Genomic DNA, 18,217 nt, shown 5'->3' on the forward strand with positions numbered 1-18,217 from the left:
ATGAAACCTGCACTGTACGGAACGCCGACACATCATCAAAGGCAATAATTCTGATGCGATCCATTACGCGGCATAATGCGTCAATGAGCCGAAACCTCGACCTCGATCTGATCCGCACCTTCGTTGCCGTCGCCGATAGCGGCAGCATGACGGTCGCCGCGAATCTGCTGCACATGACGCAAGGCGCCGTGAGCCAGCAGGTGAAGCGTCTCGAAGACATGCTGGATTGCGCGCTGTTCGTGCGCAGGACGCGCAAGCTGGAGCTGTCGCGCGATGGCGAGCCATTTCTCGTGAAGGCGCGCCAGCTGCTGCAGCTGAACGACGAAATCTGGGCCGACATGACCGGTCGATCACTGCGCGGCAGCCTGCGCGTGGGTGTGCCGTACGACCTCGTGACACCGCTCGCGCCTGCGATGAAGGCGTTCGCCGATGCGCATCCGCAGGTGGAGATTTCGCTTGTGTGCGCCGCGTCGCCGGAGTTGAGCGAAGCGGTGCATAGCGGTCGCGTGGACGTGTCGCTCGTCGAATACATCGAGAGCGAAGCCGAAGGCGAGGTCGTCCGCACCGAGCCGTTGGTGTGGGTCAAGGGGCGCGGCAGCGATGCCTGGCAGAAGCGGCCGTTGCCGCTTTCGATGGTGGACGAGCGATGTGCCTTCCGGCCGGTCGTGCTCGGCGCGCTCGCGGACGAGGGCATTGCGTGGCGCACGGTATTCGAGAGCGGCAACATCGAGGCGACCGCTGCGACGGTGCGTGCGGGCCTCGCGATCACGACCTGGCTCGCCTCCACGGTGCCGGCCGATCTGGAGACGCTCACGCCTGGAGCAACTGGCTTGCCCGCGCTGCCCGCGTTCGCGATTTGCCTGCGATTGCCCGCGACGGTTCAGCCCGCGGCGCAGGAGTTTGCACGCCACGTGCGCGAATCGATGTCGAACGACGCAGGCACTCGACACGTGCAGCTTGCGAACATTGCGTGACGTATCGCGTGAGAAGCCGTCGCGCTTCTACAAGCGCTGCGGCAGCGCAGCCGCAAGGAAGTCGGTGATCCGGCGCACGCGCGCAGGCACGAAACGACGCCTTGGCCAGACGATGCTGACATCACGTGCGTCCCGAATGAAGTCGTCCAGCACGGTGACGATGTCGGGATGCTTGAGTTCGTCGGTGAGCGAGAGCTTCGCAAAGAGGCCGATTCCCACACCCGCGAGCACGGCCGACCGGATTGCCTCGACGCTATTGGACGACAGGCTGCCTTGCACCGGTACGCTGAACCGGCCTTGCGGTCCATGAAACGGCCAGTTCGCCGATTCCATCAGACCGCCGTAGACGAGGCAATTGTGCCGGGCGAGATCCGCAGGCTCCTTCGGTATGCCGTGTTGCTCGAAATAGCGGCGCGATCCCACGCAGACCAGCGGAGTGCTGGCGATTTTTCTCACGACCGAATCCGGATCGTTGACGGTGCCCACGCGAATCGCGAGATCGATTCGATCCTCCACCATGTCGCGGACGAAATCCGCCAACACGAGATCGACCCGAAGGCCAGGATGGCGCGACAGGAGTTCGGGAATCAGCGGAAGAACGTGCAGCCGGCCGAAAGTCGAGGCGGCGGCGATGCGCACGAGGCCCGAGACGTCGAGCGTGCTGCTGCTCAGCTCGTTGTCGGCTACCTCAATCTCGTCCAGCAACGGCTTGGTGCGCTCGTAGTATTTCTGCCCCTGATCCGTCAGGGTAACGCTGCGTGTGCTTCGGTTCAATAGCAGCACGCCCAGGCGTTTTTCCAGCGCGCCGATCGCCTTGCTGATGGCGGACTGTGAATCGCCGGTTCTACGCGCCGCGGCGGAAAAGCCGCCCGCTTCGACAACGGCGATGAAGGCGTTCAATTCGTGAAACCGATCCATTGCATGTCTCTCGTGAGACCCATTCCCTCGAAGAATGGATCTCATGATAACTCCGCTAATTATCATGCGTTGGGGCGGCAATTACGATGTCAGTAACGTTCACCCACAGGCAGAAGACTCCAATGTCCACTCTCACAGGCAAGGTTGCCGTCATTAGCGGCGCAACGACAGGTATTGGTTTGGCGATCGCCCAGCGGTTCGTCGCCGAAGGCGCTCACGTTTTTATCTTCGGCCGTCGGCGAGGCCAGCTCGACGAAGCCGTCAAGCTGATCGGACGCAACGTCACTGCGATCCAGGCCGACGCCGCGAATCTCGACGACCTCGATCGCGTCGCCGCGGCAGTCAGGGACGAAAAGGGTGTCGTCGACATCATCGTGTCGAACGCGGGCTTTACCGAGCAGGCTTCGATCGACACCATCACGCCAGAGCATTTCGACAAGGCATTCAACCTGATGGCGCGCGGTCCTGTCTTTCTGGTGCAGAAGCTGCTGCCGATGATGACGGGGGGTGGTTCGATCATCCTGGTTTCTTCGGCCATGCACGTAATGGGCATTCCCGGGCACACCGCCTACGCGGCGACCAAGGCCGCGTTGCGCTCCTATGCGCGCACCTGGGCGGCCGAATTCAGGGATCGCGGCATTCGCGTCAACATGCTCAGCCCCGGCGTCACCGATACGCCGATTCTCGATAGCCAGTCGGCGACACGCGAGGATCTGGTGAGCATGTACCAGAGCATGGTCCCGCTCGGCCGACTCGCCCGCGCCGAGGAGATGGCCAGCGCGGCACTCTTTCTCGCCTCCGGGCAGAGTTCGTACATGACCGGCGCGGATTTGATGAATGACGGCGGCATAGGCCAGGTCTGAGGCCCCGGGCGCACCGTCCATCGAAGTGATTTTCCGTTATTCAGGAACCGAATGGAGAATTCAACGAGCTACGCAATCATCGGGCCTGGCAAGATCGGCACAGCCATGGCTCACTGTACAGATTCCGGTTGTGCCCGAAGCTTGTCCCTGATTGCAGTCAGGCAGTTCGTGAACTGGGTGCGAAGCCCCACGGAGTTGCCGCTCGGTGCGGCAAGGCTGTCGGTCGTCACAGTCCATCCGTCGGGCGTACGCGAAACATCGAGTTCGAAGTATTCGGCCGATTCGCTATCGAGGACCACCGACTCGCGAAAACTACCCTTCGGCGCGCGAATGACCGCCTCGCAGCCCTGCTGGAGCCGGGCTGGGGCATGAGCGGACAAACCGGGCGAGCCGTCGCGAAAGGGGACCGCGCCGTACATGCGGAACGCCTCGAACTGCGCTGGCATTGCGGCCGTGACGAACTGGATGTCCGAATCCGAAACGTCTTTTCCGCATCCCGCCAGGATGGCGATAGAGGCTGCGAGCGCGATGCGGGCGCAATGACTCCGGAAAGTGATTGTGCGGCCGCCGGCTCCCCATGGTCTCGGCGCAAACGTTAGCGTTCTCATCTCCAACGGGCCTGCCTCGATGTAAGAATTAGTATTACGGCGTGCGTAATGCATATATTTATCGAGGTTAACCCTGGGGCGTCCGGTCCATCACGCTCACCCCGCGCGCCGCCCCTGCACCACACGCGTTGCGGGCGCAACATCCATCACCGCGAGCCGGATCGCGTCGATCAGCGCGCGTGCCGCCGGCGAGGGCGAGCCCTGCGCGCGCAGCGTAAGCCCGATATCGTGCCGCGTGTGCTGCAGCGGCACGTCGAGAATCACCAGGCGCCCCGATTCGATTTCGTAGTGCAGCTGCTGCGCCGGGAGCGCCGTGATCATGTCCGTGCCGAGCAGCAGCCCGCGAATCACGGCAAGATCGTCGGATTCGACCGTGGGCAGCGGCGGCTTGAGCTTCACGCGGCGGAACTGCGCTTCGAACAGCCCGCGCGAGGGCGAATGCGTGTGCGAAAGAATCCACTGCGCCTCACGCAGATCGTTCAGCGTGAGGCCGTGCTGCTTCGCAAGCGGATGATCGCGCCGCGCGAGCACGACCATGTCCTCCGACATCAATCGTTCGGTGCCCAGGCCGCTCGCCGCATCGTTTTCGCGCAGCGCGCCGAGCACGAAGTCCACGTCGCCGGCGCGCAGGCCTGCCACGAGCCGTTCATACGCGCTTTCGTCGGTCACTACGCGCACCCGCGGATGCTGCGCGCAAAGGCGCGCGATGGCGGCCGGCAGGATCAGCGTGCGGCCCAATGGCAGCGCGCCTACCGTTACGGCGCCCTGGATATTGCCGTGCAGCGCTGCGATATCGTCGGGTACGTGACGCAGCTCGTTGAGTGCGCGCCGCACGTGCAGCAGGAAGGTCTCGCCCTCGGCAGTCAGCAGCACGCCGCGCGGCCCTCGATGGAAGAGCGTGACACCCGAGCCGCTTTCGAGCACGCGCATGGCGCTGCTCACGGCGGGCTGGCTGATGCCGAATGCATGGGCGGTGCTCGGCATATGGCGGTGCCGCGCCAGGGCGACGAATAGCTGCAGCCGCCGCGTGTTGAGCAGATACGCGGGCAGTGTGCCTTCGCTCAACGCGCGCCGGCGCGCCTGGCGCGCGGCGCACCACTGCGCGAGCGCTTCCAGTTCGCCGAAAATGCGCGCGCAGCGCTCGAGCACCACGCGGCCCACGGCGGTGGGCAGCATGCCCGACGGTTTGCGCTCGAAGAGCGGCGCGCCCAGCGCCGTCTCCAGTTCCTGCACCGAGCGCGTGACAGCCGACTGTGCGCGATACAAGGCCGAAGCGGCGCGCGTGGCGCTGCCCGTGTCGGCAACGAGGCGAAAAGCGCGCAGATGCGCTAGGTTCAGGAGTTCGGGCTGGCTCACGGCTCGATCATGTCGTTTTGGGTGGGATACGCGCCTTCGCCGTTCACGAGCGCGCCGACAATGGCGTGATGCTGGCGGTGCACATACGAGCGCGTCATGACCGCGCTGCCGCGCGGCCTGGTCGAACACCACCGTGCCCGGCGAGACGAATGGAACCTCGTCGTCGAGACCGGGCGCGGCGCTCACCGCGAGATTGTGCGCCGCTTCCACAATCAATGCGTGGAAGCGGCCGTTCATCGCGGCGTAATGCGTTACGGCAGGCGAATTGGGCAAAATAGCGCCAGTCGAAACAGCACTCGCGTGACGAAAAAGGAAGTTTCATGACGGATACAGTGGATTGCGCCGTGATCGGCGCGGGCGTGGTCGGTCTCGCGGTTGCGCGCGCGTGCGCGCAGCAGGGCTGGGAAACCGTCCTCGTCGAGGCGGAAAACGCCATTGGCACGGGCACCAGCTCGCGCAACAGCGAAGTGATACACGCCGGCATTTACTACCCGCAAGGTTCGCTCAAGGCGCGGCTGTGTGTGCAAGGCAAGCACAAGCTTTACGCGTATTGCGAAGAGAAGGGCGTGGAGTTCAGCCGTTGCGGCAAGTTCATCGTGGCGACGCACGAAGGGCAGCTCGACGCGCTGCGTGCGATTCGCGCGGCGGCGGCCGCCAATGGCGTGGACGACCTGCGCTGGCTCGACTGCGGCGAGGCGCGCGCAAGGGAACCTGCGCTCAATTGCGTGGCGGCGCTCGAATCGCCCTCCACGGGTATCGTCGACAGCCATGGTTTGATGCTCGCGCTGCGGGGCGACTTCGAGGCGGCGGGCGGCATGCTCGCGTTTTGTTCGCCGGTCACGGGCGGCGCGGCGAGGCCGGGCCAGCCGACGCTCCTCGAGGTGGGCGGCGACGAGCCGATGGCATTACTCGCCACGCGCGTGGTGAACAGCGCCGGCCTTCACGCGCAGCAGGTCGCGGCCTGCATCGAAGGCGTGCCGGCGCACTCGATCCCGCGAGTGCGTTACGCGAAGGGCAATTACTACTCGCTTGCGGGCGCGGCGCCGTTTTCGCGGCTCATCTATCCGGTGCCGGAGGAAGGGGGCCTGGGTGTGCACCTGACGATCGACCTTGGCGGCCAGGCGCGCTTCGGTCCCGACGTGGAGTGGACCGGCACGATCGACTACACCGTGGACCCGGGCCGCGCGGCGAAATTCTACGAGGCGATTCGCACCTACTGGCCCGCGCTGCCTGACGACGCGCTGCAACCGGGTTATGCTGGCATTCGCCCGAAGCTGGCGGATGGGAAGCACGGCGGCAAACATGGCGGCGACTTCATGATCCAGGACGCGCGCGAGCACGGCGTGCGCGGGCTCGTGAACCTCTACGGCATCGAGTCGCCGGGGCTGACGGCTTCGCTCGCGATTGCGGACGACGTGATCGAACGGCTGAACACACACTGACTGCAGTCGCGAACCAATGCGAATCAACGCGAATCACAAGGAGAAGAGGATGGTCTACGAGATGGCGCACATCACGGTGAGCGCAGGCAAGAACGCCGAATTCGAGGCGGGCGTCGCACAGGCGCTGCCGCTTTTTCACCGCGCGCGCGGCTGCCGCAGCGTGGAGCTGCAGCGCGGCGTGGAGGAGCCGAACCAGTATGTGCTCGTCGTGCAGTGGGATACCGTCGAGGATCACATGGTGCACTTTCGCGAGTCGGATGACTTTCAGGAATGGCGCCGCCTCGTCGGGCCGTACTTCGAGAAGCCGCCTGTCGTAGGACACACCCAGGTGGTCGTGAAGTAAGCAGCTGAGCGCGGCCAGCCGCGCTTACGCCTTGATGCCGAACCCCTCCACATAGCCCACCGCGTCTTCTCCGTCCCAAACGCGTCCGTCGACGAACGGCGCGGTGGCCGTCCCTTCCGGCAGCGCAATCCCCATCGCCGCCGCCGCTTGCCCGTACAGCGCCGTCTGGTTCAAGCCGCGCGCGATCTCGCGATAGTCGCTTCGGCGCGCGAGCATGCCCCATCGTTCGAACTGCGTCAGAAACCACACGCCTTCGGATTCATGCGGATAATTCACGCGGCCTTCCTCGAAGAACTTCATGCCCGGCGGGCGTGATGCTGGGTCCGCTTCGAGCCGCGCCGCGATCAGCGCGGCGTCCACATCCAGCATTTCCGGGCGCGCAAGCCACTGCGCAATCTCCCGCCGATTGCCTTCGCCGTCCAGCCAGCGGCACGCTTCGAGCATCGTCTGCACGAGCGCGCGCGCCGTGTTCGGATAGCGTTGCACGAAATCGCGCCGGCAGGCGAGCACCTTTTCGGGATGATCCGGCCAGATCGCCCCGCTCGCGATGACCGTGCGTCCCACGCCGCGCTGCTGCGCGAGCCCAGGCCACGGCTCGCCCGCGCACAGGCCATCGAGGCGATCTTCGGCGAGCGCGGCCACCATCTGCGGCGGCGGTATCACCACGCTCTCGATGTCGCGCAGCGGATGCACGCCTTGCGAAGCGAGCCAGTAGTACAGCCACATCGCGTGCGTGCCGGTGGGGAAGGTCTGCGCGAACACGGGCTTGCGCGCGAGCGTCGCGAGCGCGCGCGGCAGCGAGCCGTGCTCGGCGAGCGCATCCGCCAGACGGTTCGAGAGCGAAATGGCCTGCCCGTTGCGGTTGAGCACCATCAGCACGGCCATGTCGGTTTGCGGGCCGCCCAGGCCGAGCTGCACGCCATATACGAGCCCGTAAAGCGAGTGCGCTGCGTCGAGTTCGCCCGACAGCAGCTTGTCGCGCAGTGCGGCCCAGGAGGGCTGGCGCGAGAGTTCGAGCGTGAGGCCGTGCGCGTGGCCGAACTCCAGCAGCTTCGCCGCGACGAGCGGCGCGGCGTCGGCGAGCGGCACGAAGCCGATCTTCAGATGGGTTTTCTCGGGCGCGGCGAGAGGGGGGGTGGCGTTCATAGGTGGCGCTTCGTTCCTGCTCAGTCGGGTCGTTCCTGCGCTTGCGCAAGCGCGACGATCTGGCGGGCGACCTCGGCGAGCTTCACGCTCTGATTCATCGCGCGCTTGCGCAGCGCCGCGTAGGCGGCGGGCTCGGTCAGCTTCTGTTGCTCCATCAGGATGCGCTTTGCGCGGTCGATCAGCTTGCGCTCGGCCAGTTCGTTTTCGGCCTGCGTGAGACGCTCGCGCAACTGCGCTTCCTGAGCGAAGCGCGCGAGCGCGACTTCGAGGATCGGCGCGAGGCGCTCGCTCGCGAGTCCTTCCACGAGATAGGCGGTCACACCCGCATTCACAGCCGAGCGGATGAGCTGCTGGTTGGCATCGTGGCTGAACATCAGCACCGGGCGCGGCGCGGTGGCGTTCATCACCGCGAGCTGTTCGAGCGTGTCGCGCGAGGGCGACTCGGTATCGATGATGATGACGTCGGGCCGCTCGCGCTCGACGACGCGATGCAGCCCCTGCGGCGTCGCGGGCTCGGCGAGCATGTCGTAGCCGAGCTTGGCTAGCGCGTCGCGCAGGTCGCCGATAGGCTTGTCGGTGTCGGTTACGAGCAGTACGCGCAGCATGGGGACTCGGTGATCGTCGGCATGATGTCTTCGACGGTTAATCGGTGCATGACGCGCCATCGCGGGGCGCGCATGAGTGTTAAGCAAGGCGAGTGCCAGTTTGGCCGTCGGCCGCAAAGCCATGCCCGATGGGGTTTGAGGCGCGCCGTGCGCAAACGCGGCGCGCAATGCGTTGTGCACCGCAGCAGTGCGGGAAGCGGCGCGGCGCACCCAATTGGCGCAGCCGTTGCGGGCGGTGACCGCAAGCGTGCGGGCGGACGGCGTGAATCCGCGCTCGGGATTCGGGAGTCGAGACAGCCGGACGCGGCTTTTGTGACACGCGTATTTCACCTATCCTTTTTAGCGCACGCCGTCGGCTCCACGATTCCCAGCGCCAGCATTCCCACGACAATTAACCGGCCAATGGAAATGGAAAGACCTGCCTCCCCCCAAGCACAGCCCGCCAGCGCAACTACAAGCCGGCCCTGGCTGCGCTGGCTGCCCGGCGTCACGTTGCTCAAGACTTATCAACGCGCCTGGCTGCTCAACGATCTCGCCGCGGGGCTGGTGCTGACCACCATGCTCGTGCCGGTCGGCATTGCCTACGCGGCGGCGTCCGGCGTGCCCGGCGTCTACGGCCTCTATGCCACGATCATTCCACTGCTCGCCTATGCCATTTTCGGGCCCAGCCGCATCCTCGTGCTCGGCCCCGACTCCGCGCTTGCCGCGCCCATACTCGCCGTGGTGGCGCAGGTAGCGGGCGGCGACCCCGCACGCGCCATCGGCGTGGCGAGCATGATGGCGATCGTTTCCGGGCTCGTCTGCGTCGTCATGGGGCTGTTGCGCCTCGGCTTCATCACGGAGCTGCTGTCCAAGCCCATTCGATACGGCTACATGAACGGCATTGCGCTCGCCGTGCTCATCAGCCAGTTGCCGAAGCTCTTCGCCATCTCCGTCGACGAGCAGGGGCCGATGCGGGACCTGCTCAGCCTCGTTCGGGCCGTGGCGCGCGGCGAGGCCAACTGGTACAGCTTCGCCGTGGGCGCGGGAAGCCTCATGCTGATCCTGGTGCTCAAGCGCTTCGACAAGGTGCCCGGCATCCTGATCGCCGTGATCGTGGCCACGCTTTCGGTCAGTCTCTTCCATCTCGACAGCGTCGGCGTAAAAGTGCTGGGCACGATTCCCCAGGGCTTGCCCGGACTCTCGCTGCCGTGGGTCGCCAACGCGGACCTGGTCAAGATCGTCCTCGGCGGCGCGGCCGTCGCGTTGATCGCCTTCGCCGATACCAGCGTGCTCTCGCGCACCTATGCAGCGCGCTTTCATGCGCGCGTCGACCCGAACCAGGAGATGGTGGGCCTCGGCGTGGCGAACTTCGCGGCCGGCTTGTTCCAGGGTTTTCCGATCAGCAGCAGCGCGTCGCGCACGCCGGTTGCCGAAGCCGCGGGCTCCCGCACGCAGCTGACCGGCGTAGTGGGCGCGCTCGCGGTGGCGGCGCTGCTCATGGTCGCGCCCAATCTGTTGCGCTATTTGCCCAGTAGCGCGCTCGCCGCCGTGGTGATCGCCGCCGCGCTCGGACTGTTCGAAATCGCCGATCTCAAACGCATCTACCGCATTCAGCAGTGGGAGTTCTGGCTGTCGATCGGTTGCTTCGCGGCAGTCGCGGTTTTCGGGGCGATTCCCGGCATTGGCCTCGCCGTCCTGATCGCCGTGATCGAATTCCTCTGGGACGGCTGGCGGCCCCATTTCGCGGTGCTCGGCCGCGTGGAAGGGGTGCGCGGCTATCACGACATCGAGCGCTATCCCGACGCCGTGCGCACACCGGGACTCGTGCTGTTTCGTTGGGACGCGCCGTTGTTCTTCGCGAATGCCGATCTGTTTCAGCAGCGGCTGATGGAAGCGGTGGAAGCGTCGCCCACGCCGGTGCGCCGGGTCGTGGTGGCGGCGGAGCCCGTGACGAGCGTGGACGTCACGTCCGCCGACATGCTGCGCGAACTGACCCATGCGTTGCGCGAGCGCGGCATCGCGCTGCATTTCGCGGAGATGAAGGACCCGGTGCGCGACAAGCTCAAGCGCTTCGACCTGCTCGAAGATATCGGCCCGGACCGCTTCGATCCGACCGTAAGCAGTGCTGTCGATCGCTATGTCGACGAGACCGGCCTCGCGCAGGACGAGGCCGGGCCGCAAACGGGACGGTAGCGCAAAGCCGAAGCGGTGCCGGTTCTCGCGCCAGCGCAACTGGCCTCGATGCCGGTCAGGCGCCGGGCTTGAGCACCACGCGAAAGCGCGCTTTGCCGCTCATCATCCGCTCATAGGCTTGTGCGGCGCGCGACAGCGGATATTCCTCGATCATCGGCTTGACGCCCGAGAGCGCGCTGAATGCCAGGGTCTCCTGAGAATCTGCAGCGGTGCCCGAGGGCCAGCCCTGCAGCGAGTGGCGTCCCATGATGAATTGCGTGATCGGCACTTCCACGGGCTCCTCCGACACGCCGAGCATGATCAGCTTGCCATTCAGGCCGAGCCCGCCCAGCACGGCGCTCATGGCTTTGCCGCTCGTGGCCGTGGCGAGGATCACGCGCGCGCCGCCCAGCGCGAGCAGGGCTTGCGCGACGTCCTGCGAGGCGCTGTCGATGTAGTGATGTGCGCCGAGCTGTTTCGCGAGCGGCGCCTTGTCCTGGCCGCGCGCGATGGCGACGGTGACGAAGCCCATTTTGCGTGCGTACTGCACGCCGAGATGGCCGAGACCGCCAATGCCGAGAATCGCCACGACATCGCCCGCGCGTGCGCCGCTGTGGCGCAACGCATTGAAGGTGGTGATGCCGGCACACAGGAGCGGCGCGGCGTCGACGTCGGAGAGGTCGTCGGGCATGCGTGCGAGCGCTTCCTGCGGCGCCACCATGTAATCGGCATAGCCGCCGTCGTAGCTGATGCCGGGAATTTGCCCGTTCTTGCAGAGCACGAAGTCGCCGTGGCGGCAATGTTCGCAATGGCCGCAGTGGCCGCCGTGCCAGCCTACGCCGACGCGCTGCCCGACCTTCCATTCGTCGACGCGCGCGCCAAGCTTTTCAATCACGCCTGCGATCTCGTGGCCGGGCACACGGGGAAACTGCAGGCCTGGCCACTGGCCTTCTTTCGTGAGCGAATCGCTGTGGCAGATCCCGCAGGCCTGCACCTTGACGAGGACGTGTCCCTCGGGCGGCTCGGGAATATCGCGCTCGACCAGTTCGAGAGGGGCGCCCGGTTTTGCTACCTGCACTACGTGCATCTTTGGCATCGTCGGCTCCTGGAAAAGTGGGGTTTGTGGCGGTGATGTCGTGGCGACGCGTGGCTACCGCCACATTGTAGGACGATGGTGCGGGCGCTTCGTGTTGCGCGGCGCGTTGCGACTTGCGAGGGAGGTTTGTTAGCGTTGGGATGATGCGGAGGCTAAAGAATATGGGCGCAGCCGACATTCTCCGGATTCGTCGCTTCAATCGTGCCGGTTACCCGCCCCGGGATGGCGAGTGATGCGCAACGCAATTCGCGCGGCCCGCCGGCGGCGCCGTCGCTCCATCGGGCACGCTTGATGTATGTCAATGCTGGCGCCAGAACGGCTGATTCAATGGACAGCGGGCCGCGTGAGCCGGCGTGATTGCCAGTCCATGTTCCAGTGCGCCCCCAAAAAACTCCGGCCGACTGCTACCGAGGAGAACCGATGCAGGTCGAAAACAGGACACAGTCCGCCATCTCAAGGGAATGGCTCGCCCGCCTGAAGGAACACCCGCTCGCCCGGGTCGGGCCCGGGTTGATCACCGGTGTGGCGGACGATGACCCTGGTGGCATTGCCACGTATTCCCAGGCGGGCGCGCAGTTTGGTCTTGGCATGCTGTGGACGATGCCGCTCGCCTTCCCGTTGATGGCGGCGGTTCAGTCAATGTGCGCCAATCTCGGCAGGGTCACGGGCAAGGGGCTGGCCGCCAACATCAAGTCCGTGTTTCCGCCGATCGTGCTTTACGGCGTCGTGGCGCTGCTGCTCGCGGCCAATACGCTCAACATCGCAGCCGACGTGGCCGCCATGGGCGAAGCCGCTGAACTGGTGACCGGCGTCGATCGCCACCTGATGACGACTTCCTTCGTTCTGGCGACGCTGCTGCTTCAGGTGTTCGTGCCATATCACCGGTACGTGTTCTTCCTGAAGTGGCTAACGCTTTCACTGCTTGCCTACGCGGCAGTGCTATTTACGGTTCACGTGCCATGGCGGCAAGTGGCGCTACGCACCGTGTGGCCGCACTTCACGCCCGGTGCCTCTTCGGCGGCCGTCGTGCTCGGCGTGTTCGGTACCACCATCAGCCCGTATCTGTTCTTCTGGCAGGCATCCGAGGAAGTCGAGGACATGCAGGCAAAACACGGAAGTGCGCCGCTCGTGACCGATCCGCATGCCGCTTCCACCGAATTGCGACGCATTCGTTGGGATACGTGGAGCGGCATGTTCTATTCGGACATCACGGCGTGGTTCATCATTCTTGCCACGGGTGTGACGCTGCATGTTGCCGGCGTAACCGATATCAATACGGCAGCGCAGGCAGCGAGCGCCCTGCGCCCGCTTGCCGGCGACTTCGCATATCTTCTCTTCGCGGTGGGCATTTTCGCCGTCGGGCTGATTGGCGTGCCGGTGCTTGCCGGATCGGGGGCCTACGCGCTCTCGGAGGCGATGGGGTGGAAGGAGGGGCTCGAGCGCCCTGTAGCCGACGCGCGCGGCTTCTACGGCATCATCGCGGCGAGCGTGCTCGTCGCGCTCGCCCTGCAGTACTCGCCAATCAGTCCCATGCGCGCCCTGTTCTGGAGTGCGGTCATCAATGGAATGGTCGCGGTGCCGCTAATGGTCGTGGTCATCGTCCTCGTGTCGAAACCCGCGGTAATGGGCCCGTTCACCGCAAGCCGGCCAGTGCGTGCACTCGGATGGACCGCGACCGCCGTGATGGGAGGCGCGGCCCTCTCGATGCTCATTCCGCATTAGCGGATGCCGTGTTTGGCGTGGGCGCCAGGGGAGTCAGGCCGATATGGCCCGCCGGGCGATCAGCCGGCGTTTCTTGCTGCAGCACCGCCGCCCGTAACGGCACCAGGCGCACGTGTCGATTACATAAAGGGGCGGCAACTCCGCGCCGGTATCGCGTGCGAGACCCATGGCGGCATCGAGTTGTTCGGGGCAGCAAGGCGTCGCTACACAAATAACGGTGGTGCCAAGCGTAAGAGAGTCACAACAGGTGCGCTCTGCCGTAGCGCGCATAGTCGCGGGAGACACGGTCATGCCAATGGGAAACGTGAAACGTGGTCGGCAATCGGCTCGCGCTCGTCTGACCAATGCTGGCTTCGCGCCGGTCCCGATGTCCGGGGTCTATCAGCTACTGGAGCCCGGGCCGGTGGTGTTGTTGACGACGTCGAATGAGGGACGCTGCAACGTCATGACGATGTCGTGGCATTCGATGGTCGAGTTCGAGCCCCCGCGCATAGCCTGTGTCGTGAGCCGTGCCGACTACAGCTTCGCTGCGCTGCGTTCGAACCGCGAATGCGTGATTGCTGTGCCGGATGTATCGCTCGCGCAGCAAGTGGTCGAAGTGGGCAATTGTTCCGGTCGCGACATCGACAAGTTCGCGCGGACGGGCCTGACGCCTCTACCCGCAAAGGAGGTCGATGCGCCGATCGTATCGGAATGCTTCGCGAACCTCGAATGCCGGGTGATCGACACGCGGCTCGTGCCGCGCTACGAACTGTTCGTGCTGGAGGTCGTGTGCGCGTGGGGCCGGCGCGACCAGCGGACGCCCAGGACGCTGCACCATCGGGGATACGGTGTCTTCGTGATCGACGGAGAGGAGTTGCGCCTCGAATCCGGAAAGCGGTGAGTCCATCGACGAACGGAAACGAACACGGGTCAGGGAAAGTGCGCTCGCGCGCATGCACGGTCTGCGTGACGCGGCGCCATCACAATGCGGTTCGCGAGCGTGATGGGTCCAGGCTGGACGGGTTCGAAGAGGCTGCCGCGTTCGCGGGCTTCAAACGAAGGGGAAGCAGTGTTGGCCGGTGACATTGATCTGTTATCCTGAATTAATGACGCATAGCGCCCGGCGGGCTGCGGGTCGGTGGCGGCTCGCCGCCGCGCGCGGTACTCCGGGTTGGCAAGGATAGGCATGCGATGAACTGGCGGCAATGGAACGCGCCGCTCAAACCGCGCATGTGTTTTCTATTCCATAACATCGAACGATCGAGTGCTTGACCCGCATCAACCGGTCGTACGACCGAAGCACACTCCCTTCAGTACAACAGATAGCGCATGCGCTCTGGCGCAAAGGCGCGCGTCTGCCGCCGCGCGATCTCAAGGGCCTGCGCCAGATCGACGTTGCGACCCAACGCCTGCCACACGTCTTCTGAGCCAATCAGGGCGCGCGTCGCTGCGAAGTCAAAGGTTTGTGGCCAGGCGCGGTGCAACACCGCGACCAGGGTGAGACCTAGCATGCCCGGCGTGCGGGTGGCGTCTGCGTGTACCACGCGCACGCCGTGACACAGCACGCCGTGCCAGGCGGATTCGGTTGGCACGAAATCGATCGGCTCGAAGCGCGCGCCCGCGTTCGCCGCGTTCAACGAGGCGGCCAGCGCAACGCCGTCGATCCATGGTGCGCCGATCCACTCGAAGGGATGGGGCGTGCCGCGCCCGACGCTCACGTTCGCGCCCTCGATCAGCGCCACGTCTGGGTAAAGCGCGAGTGCCTGTGGCGTGCGCAGGTTGGGCGAGAGTGGCGTCCATGCGAGGCCGGTGTCCGTGAACGTCATCTCACGGTGGTATCCGCTCATGGGTACGACATGCAGGTCCGCGCCGATGCGCCGCTCGCTGTTGAAGTACCGCGCAAGCTCGCCAGGGGTCATGCCGGGCTGCAGCGGTAGCGCCGCGTAGCCGGTGAACGACGTGCGTCCGGCGTCGAGTCTCGGTCCACCGAAGTGCGCGGCGCCCAACGGGTCAGGGCGGTCGAGCACGAAAACCGGAATGCCGCGTGCCGCAGCGGCTTCGAGCGCGTAGCCAAGCGTCGTCTCATAGGTAAAGAAGCGCACGCCCGCGTCCTGGAGGTCAAAGACGAGCGCGTCGAGTCCGTCGAGTGCATGGGCAGGAAAGCGTTGGCCGCTGCCATAAAGGCTGATCACCGGAAGTCCCGTTGCTGCATCGGTCGTGTCGCCGAACGGTGCGTCGATGGCACCATTCAGGCCGTGCTCGGGCGCGAACAGTGCCCGCAGCTCAACACCTGGCGCGTGGGCGAGCACGTCGAGCGTGCGTCGGCCTTCGCCGTCAATGCCGCTCTGGTTCGTTACGAGGCCGATGCGCAATCCTGCGAGCGGCGCGAAACCCTGTGCGGCAAGGACGTCGAGACCTGTCATCACCGGCCCGTGTGAATGCGGCACGACCCGCGCTGCCGCGAGCGTCGCCGCGGCCCACGGCAGGCGCTGCGCGAGCTGGGCTTCGGATAACGGCGGAGCGCCGCTTGCCACCAGTGAACTGATCTGCGCGCGCAAGGGCTGAGCGTCGCCGCTCGGGCCCATTAGCACGCGGTTGCTCAGCACGATCAGAAAGCGGCCCGTTGCGAAGTCGATCCACAGGGCCGTGCCCGTATAGCCGGTATGCGTCAATGCCCCGACCGGAACGAGCCGGTCGCGGTTCGCCGCCAGCGGCGCCTGGAGTTCCCAGCCCAGACCGCGCCACGGCGGCGCATCGATGGGAGAGGCGGGCTGCGCGAGCAGGGCGATACTCGACGCGCCCAGGATGCGCACGCCGTCCATCGTGCCACCTTGCAGCAGCATGCGCGCGTAGCGCGCGAGATCGCCTGCAGTCGAGAAAAGGCCGGCATGCCCCGCGACACCGCCCATGCGTGCTGCGATCGGGTCGTGCACGGTCCCGCGCGCGAGGCCGCTGGTTGGCGCGATGTCTGGAGCGGCACCTGGCCTGAAGCCCGTATTGATCATCCTGAGCGGCGCGAAAATGTGCTCCCTGCACCAGACGTCGAAGCGTTCGCCACTTGCGCGCTCCACGAGCTTCGCAAGGACGATGAAGTTGACATCGCTGTAGATCGCGCGCGCGCCCGGCGCAGCGACCGGAACAGCATCGGCTGCTTCGCGCAGGACGTCGTCCGCATCGGCAGCGTGCGCGATGGGCACCTCGGGCGGCAGCCCCGACGTATGCGAGAGCAGCTCGCGCACGGTGATATTGCCTTTGCCGTGCGCGCCAAAAGCCGGCCAGTAACGCGCGACGGGTGCGTCGAGATCGAGGCGTCCCGCTTCCACGAGCTGGAGCACGGCCGTCGTCGTCGCGATCACCTTGGTAAGGGATGCCATGTCGAAAACAGTGTCCATCGTCATCGGATCGGGCTGTGGCCCGCGCGTGCGTGCGCCAGCGGCGTAGGTCCATGCGATCGTGTGGGCATCGCCCGCGACGACCACGGCGCCAGGAACATGCCCCGCCGCGATCTGCGCGGCGACGATTGCTTCGAGCCCGGACGGCACCTGTGCCCCCGGCGCGGGCAGTGCCCCGGATGGCGGCTGGGCGGCCAACGGCGGCACGCCCGTGACAGGCGCCAGTTGAGGGGGCTGCACGGCGCAGTCCGTTAAGGCGACGGCAAGTACGGCCGCAAGCAGCCACGCCGGGATGCCAGGGCGCTTGCGCGTCAATGCGGCAACTGCGCCGGATCGTAGTGATTGCGCGGGTTCCATAGCATCCAGCCGTCGGTGCCGGCGGCATCGGCGGCGTCCACCTGTGCGCGAATTGCCTCGGCGCCGAATTCACGATGATCGAACGCGTAGTCGCGAAACGCCTGAAGCCATGGCCTGAAGCGCACGCCCGGCAAGCCGGTGCGCGTCTTTGCCTCGGCGAGCGAGCGGCCCACGATCTGGCCAGGCTCCGCCGTCGGGCGATTGCAGCCGGGCAGCCCCCATGTGAAACCCGACGGATAGAGCATCGGCGAGATGTAGTCGAGCGGCGCGCCAAGCTGCTCGATCTGCTGGCCGATAGCCGTGTCGTCGAGGTTCCAGCACACGTAGCCGAAGATATCCGCGGCGACGAACACGTTATAGGGCGCGAGGCGTGCGCGGGCCGTATTGAGAAACCCGACGATCGCGGCCGTGCGGTTCGCGCGCGTGTTCGGCTGGCTGAAGCGCAGGCCCGGTGCGTCGGGAAAGCGGACGTAGTCGAACTGGATCTCGTCGAAGCCGATGCGCGCGGCCTCCTCGGCCATGTCGATATTGTGCGCCCAGATCGCCTGCTGGAAAGGATCGACCCATTGCAGCGACTCGCGGTCGCGCCACGGCTCGCCTGACGCGTCGCGCACCGCCCATTCGGGATGGGCGCTGGCAAGCGGATCATCCTTGAAGACGACGACGCGCGCGATCAGGTAGAAGCCCTGTTGGTGGAGCGTGGCGACGAGTGCGGCGAAGTCGTCGATGTAAGGCGGCTGCACGCTCACGTGGCGGATTGCGCCGATGGCGTCACGCGCGGCGTCGCGCCACGGCGTGATCCCGCGGTCGCCCTTGACGTCGATCACGAGCGCGTTGATCCCGTTGCTCGCTTTGAGCGCCACGGCGGCGCTGCGCAGGGTGCGGCTCGTCACGCCGAACACGGACAGGTAGACCGCCCTGGGCCGGAACGGCGTGAGCGCGATCGTCACGGGCGCATCACTGGCGACGATCGCCTGCGCGCGCAGGTAGCCCGGAGCGCGCGCCGCGATGTTCGTGCCCGGCGCGGGTGCGTGAAATGCCCCGTATGCGTCTGTACGCAGCGCGCGTCCGCCGATCGTCACGATGGCTTGCGGTATGGGCGCGCGCGTGTTCGCATCGATGACCACGCCTTGGGTTCCGGCCGCCGCCTGCGCACCGGCATTCCCGCACGCGAGCCCGACGGCGAGGGCGGCGAACCACGAGATCGCGTACCGGATGGCGGCGGTTTTCATGGCGGACTTGACGAAAGAGGGCATGGC

At 65.9% G+C, this 18,217-nt stretch carries 16 protein-coding genes; 8 read left to right on the plus strand and 8 right to left on the minus strand.

The window, feature by feature from the left end:
- Positions 1-83 precede the first annotated feature (83 nt).
- Positions 84-974 carry a LysR substrate-binding domain-containing protein gene (locus BHE01S_RS00135; protein WP_042259212.1) on the plus strand — a complete coding sequence of 297 codons (891 nt, stop codon included), beginning with the start codon at positions 84-86 and terminating at the stop codon, positions 972-974.
- Between the two features lie 27 nt (positions 975-1,001).
- Here BHE01S_RS00135 and BHE01S_RS00140 read toward each other — a convergent pair whose 3' ends face one another.
- Entirely contained in the window at positions 1,002-1,892 is an 891-nt protein-coding gene (locus tag BHE01S_RS00140) for a LysR family transcriptional regulator (protein WP_042259214.1), read from the minus strand.
- Positions 1,893-2,014: 122 nt separating this feature from the next.
- On the opposite strand from BHE01S_RS00140, the gene BHE01S_RS00145 reads away from it, so the two are divergent.
- The gene (locus BHE01S_RS00145) at positions 2,015-2,755 is read left to right on the plus strand and encodes an SDR family NAD(P)-dependent oxidoreductase (protein ID WP_042259217.1); all 741 of its coding nucleotides are present in this window, start codon (positions 2,015-2,017) and stop codon (positions 2,753-2,755) included.
- 110 nt (positions 2,756-2,865) lie between these two features.
- Here the strand turns inward: BHE01S_RS00145 and BHE01S_RS38735 are convergent, their stop codons facing one another.
- Positions 2,866-3,417 (minus strand): hypothetical protein, encoded by a 552-nt coding sequence (locus BHE01S_RS38735; RefSeq protein WP_157025041.1) that lies wholly within the window; start codon positions 3,415-3,417, stop codon positions 2,866-2,868.
- A 42-nt stretch (positions 3,418-3,459) separates the two neighbouring features.
- Positions 3,460-4,719, minus strand: coding sequence for a LysR family transcriptional regulator (locus BHE01S_RS00155; protein WP_042259222.1), 1,260 nt, complete (start codon positions 4,717-4,719; stop codon positions 3,460-3,462).
- Between the two features lie 96 nt (positions 4,720-4,815).
- Between BHE01S_RS00155 and BHE01S_RS38850 the strand changes: the two genes are divergently transcribed.
- Genes BHE01S_RS38850 through BHE01S_RS00165 form a run of 3 tightly spaced genes read left to right on the plus strand, consistent with a single transcriptional unit; the run spans position 4,816 to position 6,504 of the window.
- The gene (locus BHE01S_RS38850) at positions 4,816-5,043 is read left to right on the plus strand and encodes a hypothetical protein (protein WP_157025043.1); all 228 of its coding nucleotides are present in this window, start codon (positions 4,816-4,818) and stop codon (positions 5,041-5,043) included.
- Positions 5,040-6,161, plus strand: a complete 1,122-nt coding sequence (locus BHE01S_RS00160) for an NAD(P)/FAD-dependent oxidoreductase (RefSeq protein ID WP_042259224.1) — start codon at positions 5,040-5,042, stop codon at positions 6,159-6,161. Before BHE01S_RS38850 ends, BHE01S_RS00160 begins: the two co-directional genes overlap by 4 nt.
- A gap of 49 nt (positions 6,162-6,210) precedes the next feature.
- On the plus strand, positions 6,211-6,504 hold the full coding sequence (locus BHE01S_RS00165; protein ID WP_042259226.1) for an antibiotic biosynthesis monooxygenase family protein: 294 nt from the start codon (positions 6,211-6,213) through the stop codon (positions 6,502-6,504).
- 24 nt (positions 6,505-6,528) lie between these two features.
- Here BHE01S_RS00165 and BHE01S_RS00170 read toward each other — a convergent pair whose 3' ends face one another.
- Positions 6,529-7,650, minus strand: coding sequence for a CmpA/NrtA family ABC transporter substrate-binding protein (locus BHE01S_RS00170; protein WP_042259228.1), 1,122 nt, complete (start codon positions 7,648-7,650; stop codon positions 6,529-6,531).
- A gap of 20 nt (positions 7,651-7,670) precedes the next feature.
- On the minus strand, positions 7,671-8,255 hold the full coding sequence (locus tag BHE01S_RS00175; RefSeq protein ID WP_042259230.1) for an ANTAR domain-containing response regulator: 585 nt from the start codon (positions 8,253-8,255) through the stop codon (positions 7,671-7,673).
- 408 nt (positions 8,256-8,663) lie between these two features.
- On the opposite strand from BHE01S_RS00175, the gene BHE01S_RS00180 reads away from it, so the two are divergent.
- The gene (locus tag BHE01S_RS00180; RefSeq protein ID WP_042259390.1) at positions 8,664-10,430 is read left to right on the plus strand and encodes a SulP family inorganic anion transporter; all 1,767 of its coding nucleotides are present in this window, start codon (positions 8,664-8,666) and stop codon (positions 10,428-10,430) included.
- A 55-nt stretch (positions 10,431-10,485) separates the two neighbouring features.
- Here BHE01S_RS00180 and BHE01S_RS00185 read toward each other — a convergent pair whose 3' ends face one another.
- Positions 10,486-11,505 carry an alcohol dehydrogenase gene (locus BHE01S_RS00185; protein ID WP_042259232.1) on the minus strand — a complete coding sequence of 340 codons (1,020 nt, stop codon included), beginning with the start codon at positions 11,503-11,505 and terminating at the stop codon, positions 10,486-10,488.
- Between the two features lie 420 nt (positions 11,506-11,925).
- Here BHE01S_RS00185 and BHE01S_RS00190 point away from each other — a divergent pair, with 420 nt between their 5' ends.
- Together BHE01S_RS00190 and BHE01S_RS00195 are read left to right on the plus strand one after the other, a co-directional pair.
- A complete protein-coding gene (locus tag BHE01S_RS00190) occupies positions 11,926-13,227 on the plus strand; it encodes an NRAMP family divalent metal transporter (RefSeq protein WP_042259233.1) in 1,302 nt (433 codons plus the stop codon).
- A gap of 367 nt (positions 13,228-13,594) precedes the next feature.
- Positions 13,595-14,110 carry a flavin reductase family protein gene (locus tag BHE01S_RS00195; protein ID WP_042259235.1) on the plus strand — a complete coding sequence of 172 codons (516 nt, stop codon included), beginning with the start codon at positions 13,595-13,597 and terminating at the stop codon, positions 14,108-14,110.
- A gap of 409 nt (positions 14,111-14,519) precedes the next feature.
- Here the strand turns inward: BHE01S_RS00195 and BHE01S_RS00200 are convergent, their stop codons facing one another.
- The gene (locus BHE01S_RS00200; protein WP_084068430.1) at positions 14,520-16,958 is read right to left on the minus strand and encodes an exo-beta-N-acetylmuramidase NamZ domain-containing protein; all 2,439 of its coding nucleotides are present in this window, start codon (positions 16,956-16,958) and stop codon (positions 14,520-14,522) included.
- Positions 16,913-18,214: a putative glycoside hydrolase gene (locus BHE01S_RS00205; protein ID WP_245639595.1), complete on the minus strand. Its 1,302-nt coding sequence runs from the start codon at positions 18,212-18,214 to the stop codon at positions 16,913-16,915. The genes BHE01S_RS00200 and BHE01S_RS00205 overlap by 46 nt, the downstream gene beginning before the upstream one ends.
- Between the last annotated feature and the right edge of the window lie 3 nt (positions 18,215-18,217).

The organism is Paraburkholderia heleia NBRC 101817, from assembly GCF_000739775.1.
In the GTDB taxonomy this organism is placed as follows: Bacteria; Pseudomonadota; Gammaproteobacteria; order Burkholderiales; family Burkholderiaceae; genus Paraburkholderia; species Paraburkholderia heleia.